This is a genomic window from Verrucomicrobiales bacterium, from assembly GCA_016793885.1.
Classification (GTDB): domain Bacteria; phylum Verrucomicrobiota; class Verrucomicrobiia; order Limisphaerales; family UBA11320; genus UBA11320.
Map to the genome: position 1 here is coordinate 1 of JAEUHE010000103.1, position 17,302 is coordinate 17,302.

General features: G+C 61.8%; 4 protein-coding genes. 2 read left to right on the forward strand and 2 right to left on the reverse strand.

Annotated features, from left to right (window positions below; genetic code table 11):
* A partial coding sequence (locus tag JNN07_11620; protein MBL9168381.1) for a delta-60 repeat domain-containing protein occupies window positions 1–1,336 on the forward strand: 1,336 nt, incomplete at its 5' end.
* Between the two features lie 141 nt (window positions 1,337–1,477).
* The gene (locus JNN07_11625) at window positions 1,478–7,522 is read left to right on the forward strand and encodes a hypothetical protein (protein MBL9168382.1); all 6,045 of its coding nucleotides are present in this window, start codon (window positions 1,478–1,480) and stop codon (window positions 7,520–7,522) included.
* Window positions 7,523–7,678: 156 nt separating this feature from the next.
* On the opposite strand, the gene JNN07_11630 is transcribed toward JNN07_11625, so the two are convergent.
* The gene (locus JNN07_11630) at window positions 7,679–13,753 is read right to left on the reverse strand and encodes a hypothetical protein (protein ID MBL9168383.1); all 6,075 of its coding nucleotides are present in this window, start codon (window positions 13,751–13,753) and stop codon (window positions 7,679–7,681) included.
* Between the two features lie 403 nt (window positions 13,754–14,156).
* Window positions 14,157–17,264 (reverse strand): protein kinase, encoded by a 3,108-nt coding sequence (locus JNN07_11635; protein ID MBL9168384.1) that lies wholly within the window; start codon window positions 17,262–17,264, stop codon window positions 14,157–14,159.
* Window positions 17,265–17,302: the final 38 nt, after the last annotated feature.

Sequence of the window (17,302 nt, forward strand, 5' to 3'; positions counted from 1 at the left end):
AACCGTAGTCACCATTCGGAATCATCCGGCAGGCTCCCTCGACTCAACCTTCGTGGCAGACCCGATCCTGCGTGGCCAAGTGGGCCGTATCGGTTTCGCTCCCGGTGGAAAAGTCTTCATCGATCATTCCCTGCCCTACAATCAATTGGGAACACCGAGCATCCTCAGACGGCTCAACGAGGATGGTTCGATGGATGGTCTCTTCAAAAGCTCGATCCATCAGAACCTGGTCCACTGGGTCGCTCGCAACGACGGCGGGGTCTACGTGATCACGACCGACTTCTCACGGTTGCAAGTAGCCAGCGTCGCGCCCGATGGAACCCAAGACGGATCCTTCCCTCGCGGCATCGGTTTCGCGAATGCATCGATTCTCGCCGGACCGGACGGTCGGCTCATCGGATGTCGTGACCTATACGACCAGGGTGAGGGGCCGCGGTGGAAACTCGTTCGCCTGAACCACGACGGCTCGGAGGACTCGAGCTTCCCAAGCCCGACGTTCGGTTCACCTCCTAGGCTGATCGGCTTTTCTCCCGATCAAGGACTTCTGGTGCAAGGACTGCTCCTGGGGGGCTCGAGGTTAGGCTTTTGGAGGATCGATGAGCATGGAAACGCCCTCTCGACGGCTTTCCCTGAGGACGCTTCCATCTATGGCAGTCTCCAACTCCTGCCTCAAGGTGGGCTCCTGGGCTTCCTGCACAGCCCCGATACGGATGCAATCCCGTTCCGGTTCCGGCTCCGACGATTTCTCGCGGATGGGACTGAAGATCCGACGTTTCATTCGGACGTTACGACCGAGCAGGGTTTTCCGGGGGCTGCGGGCGTAGTCACGCAACCCGATGGCAAGCTACTCGTCTGGGGCTCACCGCTTCGCTACGGTTCCAACACTGCCGGGGATCCGCTCACCACATCCGTCCTTCGCCTTTGGCCGACGGGTGCCGTCGATGGCATTTTTGAGCTGGAGCCTGATGGCAATGCCTATATAGGCCAGCTGCTACCCGATCCGACCGGGGGAATTCTGGCAACGCCGCTACGAGAAAGCTTCACACAAAGGGGCGACCTGCCCCTCGTCCGATTACTCACCGCCAGCGACACTTCCTTCATCCTAGGTGCCGAGCCGCTCCCGAACGGAACGCTGCGACTGAAGCTCCATCTCGCCCTTGGTGAAGGGGTCGTAGTAGAGCGTTCGGAAGACCTGCAGGCCTGGCAGAGCGCTTCCGCGACCCTGACCCATCCCACGCACGAGTTCCTCGATCCGCTTGCCTCCGGCCAGGGACGTCAGTTCTACCGCATCCGCATCCACAAGACCGGGCCAGCCATTGGTGAGGCACTACACTAGCTCCTTCGAAGATTGGAGGGTCTCTTTAGACCTTCCCAAGACGACCGAATCTCTGATAGGGTTCAAGGTTGAGTATCCGTGAACGATGACTTTAGGGAGGCTCAAGAACGAAGGAACAGAACCTAGTTGAGAAGAGGTCGTATGACAATCGAGGCAAAGTACAAGGCGAAGAAGTGGCAGCATGTCGCATTTTGGTTACTGCTAGCCGTGTGCAGTGGAAGAGTTTGGGCATTCGACCAGCTGAACGTCGAGATCGTCGGCGACCAACTGCGCATTCACCACTCAGGGAACACGAATTTCTATCACGTGCTGCTGCGCGGCGATCAGCCCCAGGCTGTCCACACACCCGTGTCCATCCACGGACCCAAAGTCGGGGAGGAACTCTTTTCAGTGACGATCGAGCCCGGGCAACCAACCCGCTTCTTCCAAGTGCACCGCTACCCAGTGGAGGTGCCGGCTGACCAGGACCAGGACAGCATGAACGATGTCTATGAACTCCGATACCCGGTCACTCTCAATCCCTTGAATCCGGCCGACGCAACGGCCGATGCGGATGGAGATGGCCTCATCAATCGCGAAGAAGCGCGGCGGGGAAGCGACCCGTCGCTGATCAACCCCGGGACGGTGCTCGAAACGGCACCAGCAGCTCAGGAAGCGGGTGTCGCCGTCACCCGCGAAACGATCATTCGACTGACTCAACCCCTCGCGGCGAACGCCACCCTCACCACCGCGAGGCTCAACGCGACCGCAGCCGGGCGATCCATTCTATCCCGGCCGAATCTCTCCCTCGACCGACGCACCATCACCCTCTTTTATCTGGAGAATCTGCCGGCCAATGAATCCGTCACCGTCACCTTGAACGGCAATGGTCTGAAACTGTCCAGCGGACAAGATCTCGATGCCAATGGAGATGGCCAGCCCGGAGGAGTTCTGACTTTGGTGTTCCAAACCTTGGGCATCGCAGCGGATCTCAACACGGGAATCTCAGGCGTGGTGTACGATTCCGAACGCATCAATCAAACGAATCGTCCGCTAGCGGGGGTTACCATCACCGTCGACGGCGCGGAGGAGACCTTGCGCGCCATCACCGATGAACGCGGACGGTTTACCCTGTCGCCCTGTCCGACTGGACGGTTCTTTGTTCACATCGATGGACGCACCGCCGACCTCAGCTCCTGGCCCAACGGGGACTATTACCCGTTCATCGGCAAAGCCTGGACGGCCATTCAAGGTTCGCACGACAATCTCGCGACTCCCACTGGTGAGATCTTCCTTCCGCGCATTCGTCAGGGAAGCCTGAGGTCGGTATCGAGTGTTTCCGAAACCAAGGTTGGCTTCCCCTCCTCGGTGGTAGCGGCCAATCCCACCCTGGCAGGCGTTTCTATTACCATACCGCCCAACTCCCTGTTTGCCGACAACGGGCAACGCGGAGGCAGAGTCGGTATCGCTCCCGTTCCTCCCGATCGCCTGCCCGAACCCTTGCCAGGCGGACTCAAATTTCCCTTGGTCATCACTCTCCAAACCGACGGCCCATCCAACTTCGATCAGCCCGTCGCCGTTCAGTTCCCCAATCTTCCCGATCCCACCACCGGCAAACTACTGGAGCCCGGCGCAAAGTCGGCGCTCTGGAATTTCAATCATGATACCGGAAGATGGGAAATGCAGGGTACCATGACGGTCTCGGCCGATGGCCAGTTCGTCGTGTCCGACCCCGGAGTCGGGTTGCGACAACCCGGGTGGAACGGAGCCGCACCAGGCTCCTCACCCGTTCCCCCGCCCCCCCCTGGGCCGCCCCCGCCGCCCGATCCAACGCCCTGCCCTCCTGAATCCGGTGTCGGGCCGGTGGTTGATGTGGTGCTGGATGTTGCCAAATGCGCGGCCGATCTTCTGCGCCTCGGTGAAGTCGCCCAAGGGGGGATTGACATCCTGAGCGGCATCAGCCAAATGCTGCAATCAGCATTCAGCATGTACAGCGCCGCGAGCCAGGCGCAGACTGACCCCACGCTCCTGCTCCGGCCGATCATCACATCGCTCACCGGACAGAAGGAAGTCGTTTTGGGGATCGTGGAGCTTTTCAACACGGCGAATCCGGCCGCCGAGATTACGGATGCCCTCAGCTGCATCGCGAGTCTGGCCAGCAGCGGCGTTACCGCCCAGTGTGCGTTAACTTGCCGCTCTCAGGACCCGGACTGTGTCGATTTGATGAATCTTTTCAAGTCGATCGAATTTGCTGTGAGCGCCATCGATTCGATCGCGACCGGCACGATCGCCTTCGAACCGGTTTGCCTTGGCCTTGACCTCCTTGCTGGCCTGCTTCCACAGCCGACGGCGCTCTCGCCGCAGGCCAACGGGCCGGGAGGCCCCAGTCTCGCGACGACCCCCCAGCAATGGCTGGACGTCATCGTGCCCCTTCAAGCCGAGCTCCTGAACTTCCAAACAGAAGTGAGCAATCGAGTCGCTTGGGGCAATGTGGTTTTGGAAAGACTACCCCAGATCGTTGAGCAGTCGTCCCGCCTGGCTTGGGAACAAGGGGCGTTCATCGGAGCCTCCGTCCTGGTGGAAGGCTCCGACGGATCGCTGTTCCGCAGCACTGTCCCGTTCGATGGCGTGCTTCCTCTGCCCGTGGCCGCGGCCGGAGTGAACTATGCCGTTTTCGTTTACCATCCTTTCACCCAGCGGAACGCCTATTGCGAGTATGTCGGCGCGGTAGTCGGCACCCCCTTCAGCGTTCCGGCCCCGGTACCCGGAAGCCTGCCCGGTTCCCGGGACCCGGCGGACGCGGATCAAGACGGTCTGCCTAACTTCGCGGAAAGAGTGGTCGGGTCGAATGCGCAGCTCGCCGATACCGATGACGATGGCGTGCAGGATCTCGTCGAACTCCAGCAGGGCACCAACCCGCTCTTGAAGGAAAACGCATCGCTTCGCCCCATCGTATCGATCGATACTCCCGGTGATGCGCGGGATGTCGCCGTCGTAGGCCATCTTGGCTTAATAGCCGATGGACCCGCCGGCCTCGGCGTCTATGATCTCTCCAACGTCACGACTCCCCTGTTCATCAGCCGCCTCGATACCCCGGGAGAAGCCTACGGAGTGGCCGGCGAAGGCAATCGGTGCGCCGTGGCCGACGGGCTGAACGGTGTGGCAGTGATCGATCTGAGCAGCCCCTCCTCGCCTACGATCCTCGCGCAACATTCCTTCTTCCCCTCCGATTCGACAAGCATCGCGGTACACGACGGATTTGCCTATGCCGGGGTCCGCGCCTCCGGAGTTGCGGTGATCGATCTGCCCACTGGCGAACTCGTGCAGGTGACCCCCATCGGTGACGATGTCGACAACCTCACCATCGCTGGAAATCGACTTTACGTCCTGGGCCGTTCGCGTCTGGAGATCCGCGAATTGCTGACGGGAGGACTGCGGAAGCTGGGTGAATTTCCGCTGCCCTTCTCCTGGCGGACCGTACCCGGCCGTACTCCACCCCGAGCGCTCAGCGTCCTGGACAACCTGGTTTACATTGGTCACTTCGGCGGCTTTTCGGTGATCGATGTCGCCAACCCGGAGAGTCCTCGACTCGTCGGTGAACCTCCGTTCACTCAAGCCGCAGTGAGCGATATCAAGCCCGCTGCAGGAAACATCCTGCTCACCATCACTAGCTTTGCCGGCCCCGCTACCTTGGCCCTGACGACCTACGACTGGTCTCAACCCTCGAACACCACGGCATTCATCGCCACCCGTTCGGTAGGGGGGGAGCCGCATGCCTTGGTCGAGCATCAGGGCCATGCCCTGATCGCCAAGGGACCAGAAGGTCTCCAAGTGGCCCAGTTCTTCTTGCCCGAGGTGGACGATGAAGTCCTGGTCAGCTTCGCGCTCACCATCCCGGCCCGGCTCAACTCCGGGGTGAACCACCGTTTGAGACCGGTGTTCGGTGCGCAACGACGCGTGGCCCAGGCGGAGCTCTTGGTCGACGGTGTCGTGGTGGCCTCCAGCAGCAGTTGGCCCTTCGAGCTGTCATGGACGCCGCCCATCACGCCCACCAGCCGCCCAGTTTCGGTCGTAGCGCGGGTGACCGGATTCACTGGAGTAGTCTCATCCAATGGACCAGCTCAAGTGACTCTGGATCCCCCACCAACGGTTCCCGTCGTCCTGAGGCAGTATCCGCCACACGGCTCATCGAACTCCGTCGTCGCACACATCGATTTGCTCTTCGATCAACCCCTGAACTCTCAGGCTCTCTCGGTAACCGGGGCAACGCTCACCTACTGGGGCAACGACGGAGTTCCCGGAACGGGTGACGATCAGCAGTTCAGCCCGAGCGAACTCCGACTGCTCCCGGGAGGGCGACTGCTCCGGGCCTCAGGCTTTGGAGCGCTGCCAGCAGGAAGTTTCGAGCTGAGTCTGGCACCCGCCATCCTGGTGGGGACCAATGGCCAGCCTTCGTCGGCGGAGGTGAGAACGCAGTTCATCCGCGTCCAACCGACGCCCACCCTGGTATGGAACACCGATCAAAGCGGGGATTGGTTCGATGCCGCCAACTGGAGTCCAGCTCGCCTGCCAGAGCCGACCGACATCGTGCTGATCGACCGTCCGACCGCCAATCCCACCATTACCATCAGCGACCTCAATGGCAGCGTCAGCATCGCGGCGCTCGTGTGTCGCGAACGTCTTCAGGTCTCCGGAGGCGATCTGCTGGCGGCCGGGCCGCATCAATCGGAACTCTCGGGTGAGGTCCTCACGTCGGGGGCGGCCACCTTCCGTGCGGGTCGCGGAGCCCTGCTCGCGATCCCCGGCCTGGTCCAAGGCTCGGGGCGCTTCATCGCCGGACTCGGTGGGCGGTTCGCACTCGATCCCTCCCCAGGGGTCATTGAGTTACCCAACTACCTTGCCGCAACCGCAGGCACCGCGGTGTCCTTCGAAGCCAACGCCGACTCCTGGATCAACGCACCGCGTTTGGAGGGATCAGAAAATTGGAGCCTGTTCACCAAGGCGTTCTCGGGTCAGGTTTCATTGGGCTCCTTAGGGCCCGACCTGACCCAGCGAGTATCACTCCAAGCAGAGGCACGCGGATCCATTCTGGTCCCCTCCCTGAGGAGCCTGAACGGAATCTCCGCCCGGGATAGCTCCTTCACGACTCTCACCGGAGGAAGACTCGAGACGCCGAGCCTCGAGACCGTTCGGTTCGTCAACATCTTCGTGAACGATAGCAGCTCGGCTTGGAAGGCAGCCAACTTGAACCAGTTTGGCGATGGGGAGTTGCAGTTCACCGGTGGGACGCACGCCCTACGAATGACCACCCTCAGCAACTCCCTGTTCAGTGCCCAAGGAGGAGCGCGCGTCACCTTTGAAAGGTTGAGTGTGTGCGCCGGGCTGGGATTTCCTGCGCTCAATGCCCGCGAGGCCTCGGTGCTGGAGTTTCCCGTCTTGCGGGAGCTCCATGGTCCGATTTCCGGGATCTTCCCCGCGAGTCTTACGGTGCGGGCCGACTCAGGGGCCGTCGTGCGAATGCCAGCCCTGGATCAATCTCCCACCGGACGGGTGATCTTTGTCGCGGAGGGATCCAATAGCGTGGTTAGCCTAAACGGGATTCGGAGAATGGATGGGGCGGCCTCCGGAACCCCTGGCTCCCTCGAAACCCAGAACGGCGGGCTCATCGAACTTCCGCTCCTTGAGCGGATCGAAAATACCGGCATCGTGTTGCGGGAATCGGGTCGACTCAGCACCGGCAGCACCCCCCTCGACATATTCCGGGCGGAAGTGTCCATCGGGTCGAATGCGATTCTGACCGCCAACGAACTTCGGGTGCAAACCAATGGAATCGTCAGTGGAACCGGACGCTTGGTAGGATCCTTGGTGAACCGAGGAATCATCCGTCCAGCCGGAGCGACGACCGCGGGTGCTCTCACCATCGAGGGCGCCTATACGCAGGCACCGACAGGGAAGCTAGAACTCGACGTAAGAGGCACCGGTCAAACGCAATTTGACGCGCTGATCATTGGCGGCTCGGCAACGCTGGACGGCACGCTGGCCGTCGTACGCAGTGGCGGGCTCAACTTCGCCTCCGGGCAGCGGTATGAGGTGATGAGATTCGCCAGCCGATCAGGCGACTTCAGCGCTAGCACTGGTCTCGACCAAGGCGCGATCAACTTGCAGCGAATCTACTCCAACACTGTCCTAGAGTTGGTCGCGCCTTAAGGGTTGTTAGGGAGGGAGGCACCCCCTCTCCCTCTCAGTTCAACGGCCTGGGGGCAGTTCCCGAAAAGGATCTGCCACACCCAGCCCTTTTCCCAACCCTTTTGTCCGCGGCGCCGACCACCTCTTTCGACTCGGGAGCAAGCAACCCTGAGTCGGTTAGTCAGGGCGTAGCCGGTAGAACAGTTGTGGCATATCGGCGGGAATTGGGCCAATAAATTGGCTATGTTCGGTTCGGTTCGTAAACGTAAGCAGGTCGATCCAGTCTACCAAATTCGTCGAAGTGTCCATTCTGTATACTTGATTTACTACCCCTTGCAACGGGATATGAAAGCCACCTTCAGGCCTCGCGATCGGGTGACCTAATTCCGTCAAAAACCGCCCAGATTGTATAATGTCCCCACGATTTCCAATGACCAGCAACCGACCGTCGAGGAGCGCCACCTGGTGCTGATTCTCGAAGGTGCGCGAGGCCCGACGCGTCCAGTTTAGAAGGTCGGGCGAGGTGGTGATGGTGCCGTTGTTGCCCACCACGATCCACAGGCCGTGTGCCCAGGTCGCGGCCCGGAGGTTTCCGCCCTGAGGGAAGCTGGAGTTGTAACTCCCCCCTTCGGCGGTGGTGATAACCACGCCGTCGTTGGCCGCAAACAGGAACAGCTCGTTGGCGAAGGCGACGCCTCGGAGGTTCTTGCCGCCATCGTAGTTCATCTGCGTCCAGGTGAGGCCATCGAAGGAGCGGAAGACAGAGCCGTTCCGGTTGTCGAAACCGTCGCCGGCGATCAGGAACATGCCGTTGCCGTGGGCCACCGCGTTGAGATCGTGGGGCGGAGTGGTGAAGGTCGAGCCCCAGTTCACACCGTTCGTCGAGCGCACAACCGTCCCCTCCGTGCCGACGGCGATCCACTGCCCCTCGGCATAGGTGATGCCCTTGAGCGAGCTTGTGGTGCCCGTGTCATGAGCGATCCAGTCCACGCGGTTGGACGAGGTCAGGACGATGCCCGGTTCCCCAACGGCGACCCACAGTCCGCCACCCCAGGTGACCCCGTGCAAATCGTTGGTTACTCCGGAAGGCTGCGTCGCATAATGAACGCCGTCCATGCTGGCAAGGATGCTGCCCCCCTTGCCCACGATCACGAGCACACCGTCGGCGCCGTGCATCCCATCGAGATCGCGCGTGATACCAAGGTTCTGTCTCGTCCAGTCCGTGCCATCGGTCGAAGTGATGACGGTGCCGTTCTCGCCGGTGGCGATGAACAGCCCGCCCGAGAAATCGATCGTCTCCAATCGGTCCGGCGTGCCCGACGAAACGGCGGTCCAGACGGCGGTGTCGACGGAGGTGATCAGCTCACCGCGCGCGCCGACAGCCACAAACCGGCCTACCCCATACGTCACACCGAGCAGCCGCCGCGTGGTTATCGGCGGGCGGGCCACCCAGGACACCGAGTCCGGGGAGACGAGGATCGAGCCATCGTCACCCACCGCAACGTACAAACCGTCGGCGTAGGTGACGCCCTCCACCTGCAGCTTGACGCTCCGCGCCAGCACCCAGTTTGTGCCATCGGTTGAAACGATGACGGAACCGGAGCCGCCGGCGATGAAGCGGCCATTGCCGTAGCCGACACACTGCTGAGCGTAAAGGCCATCCATCGGAACACGCTCCCACCGAAGGCCGTCGGTGGAATGCAAAAGCAGCGTGCTCAATCCCGGCGCTGAGCCCACGGCGACGAAACGGCCCTGCGCGTGCGTCACGCCGTTCAAAAAGGTTCCGGCGGCGGTGTATCGGTAGGCCCAGTTGGTCCCGTCCGCCGACGAGAGGATCGTTCCACCCCCGCCAACCGCCACGAACAGCCCGCCGCCGTACGTAACGCCGTTGAGGGAGACATCCGCGCGACCGCTCTGCAGAGCCCAGTTTGAGCCGTCCGGCGATGTCAGGATCGTGCCCCGTTCCCCGACGGCAACGAACTGATTGGTCCCGTGCGCCACGGCCAGCAGCGGATGCGATTGCGGCAGCGGGTTGCGCCGCGTCCAGCGGTCGAGTGGACCCGAGGGGGTGACGGTGAGCGTCGCCACCCTGCTCGTGGCGCTGCCGAAGGAGTTGCTGGCGATGATGCGGTAACCGCCCGCGTCCGCCGCCGTGACGTCAAACAGGTTGAACCCGCCCAGGTCATTGAAACTCGCGTCGTAGGTGAAGGGCACGGCGATGTCCGTGCCATTCTGTTCCAGGAAGTATTCCGGAGGCGGTCCGCCGCGAGCCCGGGCCGTGAGGCGGACAATGGCGCCTTCCACGACCGACTGGTCGGCCGGCTGCGCCGCAAAGACCGGTGCCTGGTAACTCACGTCCAGCCTCACCACGCTGCTCGTCGTCATGCCAGCGACATTGCCGGCGGTGAAGGAATACTCGCCCGCGTGGTTGGGAGCCACCGAGAGCAACGCCATGGGAACATTGGTTTCCCCGGGCAGATCCATGCCATTGAAGCGCCATTGGACCCGGGACGGACTGCCTACGTAGGACGCATGCAGGATCACATCGTCGCCGACCAGGGAGGAGGCACTCCCGATCGAGAAGCCAGGCTGAGCCCAGGTTGGCGGGGCGTAATAGACGGTAATGGCGATCGGCGGGCTAGTGGAGACGGAGGAGGCAGAGGTCACCACGACCGAATAGTCTCCCGCCTCACCGGCTTGAAGCGGTTCGAGGAAATGGCAGGAGTTGGTTGCCTCTGGCAAATCCGTGCCATTGAAGCGCCATTGATAGCTCAACGGTTCCGGCAGCGACGTCTCCAGGCAAAGAGACTGAGAACTTCCGATGGCGAAAGGCGGAAAGCCGCTTGCGAAGTAAGCCAGCACTGGCTCCGGCTCGATCACGCTGACGACAGCCACCGCGCTAGTCACCACCCCCAGTATGTTGCTGGCTACGACGGAATAGCGGCCGCTCTGGTCGGTCTGCACGTTGAAGCGGGACAGACAGGAATCCGTCTGTCCCAGCAAGTTGGTGCCGTTGAACTGCCACTGGACCGACGGACGCGGACCACCGGACACCGACGCACAAAGCATGACATGGCTGCCGACGGTCGTAGGACTGTGACCAGAACCAAGGTAAATATTTGCGGTGGGCGGCGCATGGACCACGGACACCACCGCCACGGCGCTCGTGAGGGTCCCTTCGGAATTGACGGCGATAAGACGGTAACTGCCGCTCTGGTTGGTCTGCACCTCACTAAGACTAAGACAGGGGGAGGTTTGGCTCGCCAAATCCTGGTTGTTGAACTGCCATTGGTAGCTCGGGGGTGGCCCGCCCGTGATCGTGGAACAGAACGTGAGAGTGGTCCCGGCCATCAAGGGCGGCAGCACGCCGACCGGATGGATGGAGCCGCTTGGAGCAAAATAATCCACGACCAAGGAGAGGGGTGCACTGATGAACTCACCCACAAGATTGCTGGCGATCAGGCGGTAACTGCCCTCCTCATCGGAAGACACGCCAGCAAGCTCCAGGCATGGGCCGGCCTGCCCGGGCAAGTTCACGCCATTGAACTGCCACTGGTAGCTGGGCGGTGGCGCACCTGAGATGGTGTTGCAGAAACGGACCGAAGAACCTGCCGGTGTCGGCGACTGGCCGAAGGAGAAATAGATGCCGCCCTTGGGAGCCGCCACATTCACCCCCAGCACCGCGGGAGGCGCACTGGTCACGCTTCCAAGGAAGTTGGTCACCACGACGGTATAAATTCCTGCATGATGGGGTTGTGCTTCGGCCAGGCTATAGGTGGCGCCGGTTGCTCCGCTGAGATTGGTGCCATCCTTGCGCCATTGGTAGTGTAAGGGAACTCCCGCGGCCGCAACGCTCATGCTGACACTTTGCCCCGCATTCACCGTTAAGCCTGTCGGCGCTCTGATGATGGCCGGGGCGACGGGGGTGACTAGAGCCATCGTGAAGTCATTCCCCGCTGCCAGAGCCATCGCTGCGTTTTGAGCTGCTGTGGGCACCCTCGTTTGAGTGGCACCGTCGTACCCCCAGGCCACCACCCCCCCGCCGCTCCTCAAGGCCACGCTATGACTGTTATTGCCCGCTGCAATCGCGATGACGCCGCTTTGCGCCGCGATGGGCACGGTCGTCTGACCGAAATAGTTGTCTCCCCAGGCCACCACGCCCCCGTCGCTCTTTAAAGCAAGGTTGTGATAATACCCCGCCGCAATGGCCGTCACCCCGCTCTGCGCCACCTCAGGCACGGTGGATTGTGCGTAGGAGTTCTCACCCCACGCGACGATGCTTCCGTCTTTCTTCAAGGCCAGGGTGTGAAACGCGCCCGCCGCGATGGCTATCACACCGCTCTTGGCGGAATCGGGCACCGTGGTTTGACCTTGGGAGTTGTACCCCCAGGCCTCGACGCTCCCATCGCTTTTCAACGCCAGCGTATGATAGTATCCCGCGGCAATGGCCGTGACGCCACCCTGCGCAACCTCAGGCACGGTCGTCTGGCCGTACATGTTCCATCCCCACGCCACCACGCTTCCGTCACTCTTGAGAGCCACGGTGTGGCGAGTTCCTGCGGCGACGGCCGTCACTCCACTCTGGGCCGCCGCGGGCACGCTGGTTTCGCCCTCAATGTTGGCTCCCCACGCTACTATGCTTCCGTCCGCCTTCAATGCCACCGCGTGACTGTATCCCGCCGCAATCATCGTCACTCCGTTCTCCGCGGCCACGGGCACGGTCGTCTGGCCATATTGGTTGTCTCCCCACGTTACCACCGCGCCTGAGACCGGCGGATTCACCGTCAGCACCGCCGCAACCGTGCTTGTCACGCTGCCGAGGAAGTTGCTCACCACGACGGTGTAGCGGCCTGCTTGGTTGATCTGCACTAATCCCAGACTGAATGTCGAGCCGGTCGCTCCATCCACCTCAATTCCTTCGTGGTACCATTGATAGTACAAGGGCGCGCCGATGGCGACCACCGTGACGCTCGCACTTCGTCCCGCGTTCACAGTCTGGTTCACTGGTTGCACCAGGATCGCGGGGGCAGCCGCATTGACGGTGAGCACCGCCGGCGGTGAACTGGTCACGCTACCGAGAATATTACTGAGCGCTACGGTGTAGGCACCCGCTTGATTGGGATGCACATCGGTCAGTCGATAGGTGGCACTTGTGGCTCCGGGAAGGTTGGTGCCGTCCTTGCGCCACTGGTAATATATGGGGTATCCAGTGGTCCCCACGCTAAAGCTTGCGGTTAACCCGGCGTCCACGGTCTGACTCATGGGTGGAGCCAGGATGGCAGGTACAGTCGGGGTGACGAGCGCCACGGAGTGACTGGATCCCATCGCGAGGGCCACCACCCCGCTCTGTGCGGGCACAGGCACTGTCGTCAAGCCGTAATCAGTTTGCCCCCAGGCCACCACGCCTCCGTTCTTCAATGCGAGTGTGCTGTACCCGCCCACGGCGATCGCCATCACTCCGCTCTGTGCCGCCTCGGGCACATTGGCCTGACCGTGTTCGTTCTGCCCCCAAGCCACAACACTCCCGTCGGACTTCAAGGCCGCGGTGTGACCACCGCCTGCCGCAATGGCCGTCACCCCGATCTGCGCCGCCTCGGGCACATTCGTTTGGCCGGAGAAGTTGTTTCCCCACACGAGCACGCTGCCATTGCTTTTCAAGGCCACCGTGTGAATATCGCCCGCCGCGATGGCAGTCACACCGGTCTGCGCTGCTAAGGGCACTGTGGTTTGGCCGAATTCATTCTGTCCCCAAGCCACCACGCTTCCGTCATTCTTCAAGGCCACGGTATGCGCCCAGCCAGCCGCAATGGCCACCACCCCGCTCTGTACCGACTCGGGCACCGTCGTCTGGCCATAATCGTTACCACCGCCCCACGCCACCAAGCTCCCGTCGTTCTTCAAGGCCACGGTGTGCTCCCATCCACTCGCAATGGCCACCACCCCGCTCTGCGCCGCCACGGGGACCGTTGTTTCACCGTGGTCGTTGATGCCCCAAGCGACCACGCTCCCGTCGGACCTCAGGGCCACAGTGTGAGAGGCTCCGGCGGCGATTGCCGTCACCCCGCTCTCCCCCGCCACAGGCACAGCAGTCTGGCCATAGTCGTTGTTCCCCCACGCGACCACCGCGCCGGGCGATGCCGCCTGAACGGCGCTGGATCCGATGCCGACGCACAGAAGGAGGAGGAGCGCGCGGCAAGCGGGCGCGTAAGCCTGGCGAACCGTCCCGTCAGAGGATTGAGTTTGAGTGTTCACAAATCGTTGGTTCTCGTTCGAAATCATTGGCGGACAGGGTAGAATTTGTGCGGCTTTCCCGAGAGCTTCACGTCGAAGTCCAGGAAGTCTAACGGCATGGTGGCAACTTTGGCAGCGGGGCAACCGCCCCTGGCCTTGGTGGTGGACGGTGTGGTGCCGCAACAGGGGGAAGTTGGACCAGATGTTGATGATCTTAAATTCATCGGCTAACCACGGACGCCCGTTCCAGTCTTCTAAGCCTCGCGAGACTCAGGGGATCGCACCCTTTGCTACCGATTCAAGCTGCCAGACTTGCGGCAAATGCCTGCGGTTCGGCTACAAGGGACCTAAGCGATGAACCGCCTTCTCAGCCACCACCGGTTGGAGGGGCCAGCCCACCGTGGGTCCACTCCCAGGGCGCTCATTATGGTGCCTTTAGCTTCGCTGCCGCACTCCAGACGTAGGCCTGTCCCATTCGTCCGCCGAGTAATGATTGACCCTCAGGAGAGAACCGGACGAACAGAAACGGGGCCTCTCCTCGAAGACTCCCCACTTCTCGCCCGGTCGCCAAGTTCCACAGCTTGATGTCCTCGCATGCCGATGCGAGGGTGCGCCCATCCTCCGAGAAGGATAGCCAATAGAGCCCTTCACGATGCCCACGCAGAGTTCTGAGGCGTTTGCCTGTGTCGGTGTCAAAGAGCCCAATCTCCTTATACATCCCCACTGCGAGTGCATGTCCGTCGGGCGAGATTGCGAGGGGAAGTCCACTCGCCTCGAAATCGAGAAACTTCATCTCGGCCCCGAGCCGCCAGAGTCGGATGTTTCCGCCGGAGCCAACAGCGAGCATCGCGCCATCCCTGCTGAACATTAAGTTCCAGACGTATCTTGAGGCGCGTGCAAGCCTGGATCGCATTGCTCCTGACTGAGTGTCCCAAAGGATCACATCCCCCGCCGGATCCCCGCTGGCGAGTAGGTCCCCACGGGGAGAAAGCGCCACTGCGGACGCGATCCCATTCGTCGAGGAGAACGAAATCGTATCCCGGAGCGATAGCGAACCCACGTCCCAGAATTTCAAGCCCGTTAGGGGGCCGGGAACCGTTGGTAAAGGCGTTGGTACCGTCGCGGTGATCAGAAGCTTACCGTCCGAGCTAAAACCTACTGGGTTCGGTTCGCACCGCAATGTGGCCTTAGATGTTAGAGATCGGACGTCCCATAGCGTTACACCCGTTTGATCGCCCGCTGCCACGACGCGACCATCCGGGCTAAAGACGGGAGGAGCAAGGCATCGGAGCGTCGGGGAAGGATTCCGAAACCCCTCTATCCTCCAGATGCGCGGCGCAGGAGAGCTGTTCTCGGTGCTGGCAAGCCATCCTCCGTCAGAGGAGAACGATAAACGACGCAGCTCAGAATCGTGTCCTCGGAGGCGCCGTAACTCCTGACGAGATGCGACGTCCCAAAGTGCGATTGTCTGATCGCCGCTCCCTGTCGCAAGGATCGAACCATCGGGCGAGAAGTCAACCGCCCATACCCGGCTGGAGTGTCCTTTGAATTCGCCGAGCCGATGTCCGCTCACCACATCCCAGAGAATAACTGACCCTTCCCAGCTGCAGGTGACGAGCAATCGATCATCCGGGGAGAGAGCCATCGCCGTGATGTTTCCGGTCGCTGGAAGCCGATGCCGAGCCTTCCAACTCTGCGTATCCCAGATTGTCGCGGAACCAAGCCAGCTGCCTGTAACCAGCGTTCCACCGTCTCGAGAGAACAATGAATAGTCGCCCGACTCAGCCAGGGTCGCCACCTTCGCCGCCGTCTCGTAGTTCCAGACGACGGTGTTGACGGCGTCATTCCCCGGGATGTCGAAGGGCGCTTGTCGGAGGGGCGCGGTGGCGATCAGTCGTCGCTTTGATGAGATCGAGATCAGCCTGCCGGCGCGGAGCGCGCCAACAGGTTCCATGCGTGATCGATCGCTCAGGTCCCAGAGGCGGACCATGCCCTGTCCCGAGGATGAGCCGAGAATCGAGCCATCCGCAGCGGCCGCCATCCCACTCTCCCGGCCCAACTCATCCTGCCCCAAATCATGAATGATCACCCCCGTCACGAGGTCCCGAAGTTCACTCGATCCGTCCGCTCGGCGAAGTGCCAGCAAATTCTGGCGGCGCAGCGCGACAGAAAACGCAATGCTTGGCCCATTAGTATCAAGGATCAAGGTCTCGTCGCCTTGGCAGAGTTTGGAATAGTACCACCATTCCCACCCCCTAAGGTCAGTCTGCCCTGCTCGGGGCTCATGACTGTGCAACAGCTCCCGTGCCCCGCTGAGATTCTGCTGGGCCAGAGTCTGCTGGACCAAATTCATGTCAGCGGCATAGAGACCCTGCCTCGCTAGTAGCTCGTTCTGTCTGGCAAGAGTCCGCTCCGCATCAGCGCGCTGCCATTGCCAGAGAATCCCTGCTACCCCCACGACTCCTAAGATTACTGCGCAGCCGATGGCGGTCGACAGGGCAGGTTTCCGCTGGCACCATCTCCATAGCCTCTCGGTGTTCCCCGCGGGTCGCGCATGTGTCGGCTCCCCCCTCTCGAAACGGCGCAGGTCGGCCCCCAGATCCGCAGCGGACGGGTAACGATCCGACGGGCGCTTTGACAGACACTTCAAGCAGACGCTTTCCAAGTCGCGCGGCACCTCAGGGTTCACCAAATGAGGGGGCACCGGCTCCTGCTCCACGACATGCCGCAGTGTCTCGGTGGGCGTGCCCCCTACGAACGGCGCACGGCTCGTTAGAAGATAATACAGCACAGCCCCCAACGAGTAGATGTCCGCCGCCGGCCCGATACTGCCCTGGCCCGTGGCCTGTTCGGGGGGCATGTAACCCGGCGTCCCCAGAATCTGGCCGGTCAAGGTGAGGCTGCTGTCGCCTTCCAATGATCTCGCCAATCCAAAGTCCGTCACGTAGGGCCGGCCATCGACATCCATAAGGACGTTCGAGGGCTTGAGATCTCGATGCAGCACCCCACGCTCATGCGCGTGCTGCACCGCCTCCGCGATGGTCGCGACGAGGCAAGCCGCCTCTCTGGGTGGCAGGGGGTTTTCGCGAACTCTCTGCGCGAGATTGGGGCCTTCCACCAGATCCATCGCGAAATAATGCTGCCCGTCATGATCCCCCACTTCATAGATGGCGACAATGTTCGGATGCTTGAGCTTGGCAGCTGCTCCGGCTTCCACCCGAAATCGCCGCACCTCCTCGGCTCCGGCCAGGGCGCTATCGCGCATGAGCTTCACCGCCACAGTTCGATTGAGGCTGATCTGGCGCGCCCGAAAAACAATCCCCATCCCCCCTCGGGCTATTTCCTCCAGCAGCTCGTAATCGCCCAGGCGTCGGAGATCCCCGCGCCCAGTTGCGGCCGGCTCGGCTCCCGGGGCAGACTGAAACAGGAGTTGCGACAGACAGCGGGGGCATTGTCCATCGACTTCGCCAACTGCGAGCAGTGTGCCACAGCGGATGCAGGTTGAGTTGGACGCAATTGGCTGTGAACTCATGGCTGTTGATGAATGACCATCCAAGTCCTATAAGCCCA

What these genes read in the sequence shown, in the direction of transcription:
- JNN07_11635 (MBL9168384.1), bottom strand. Translation starts at nt 17,264, where the DNA reads ATGAGTTCACAGCCAATTGCGTCCAACTCAACCTGCATCCGCTGTGGC.
- JNN07_11625 (MBL9168382.1), top strand. Translation starts at nt 1,478, where the DNA reads ATGACAATCGAGGCAAAGTACAAGGCGAAGAAGTGGCAGCATGTCGCA.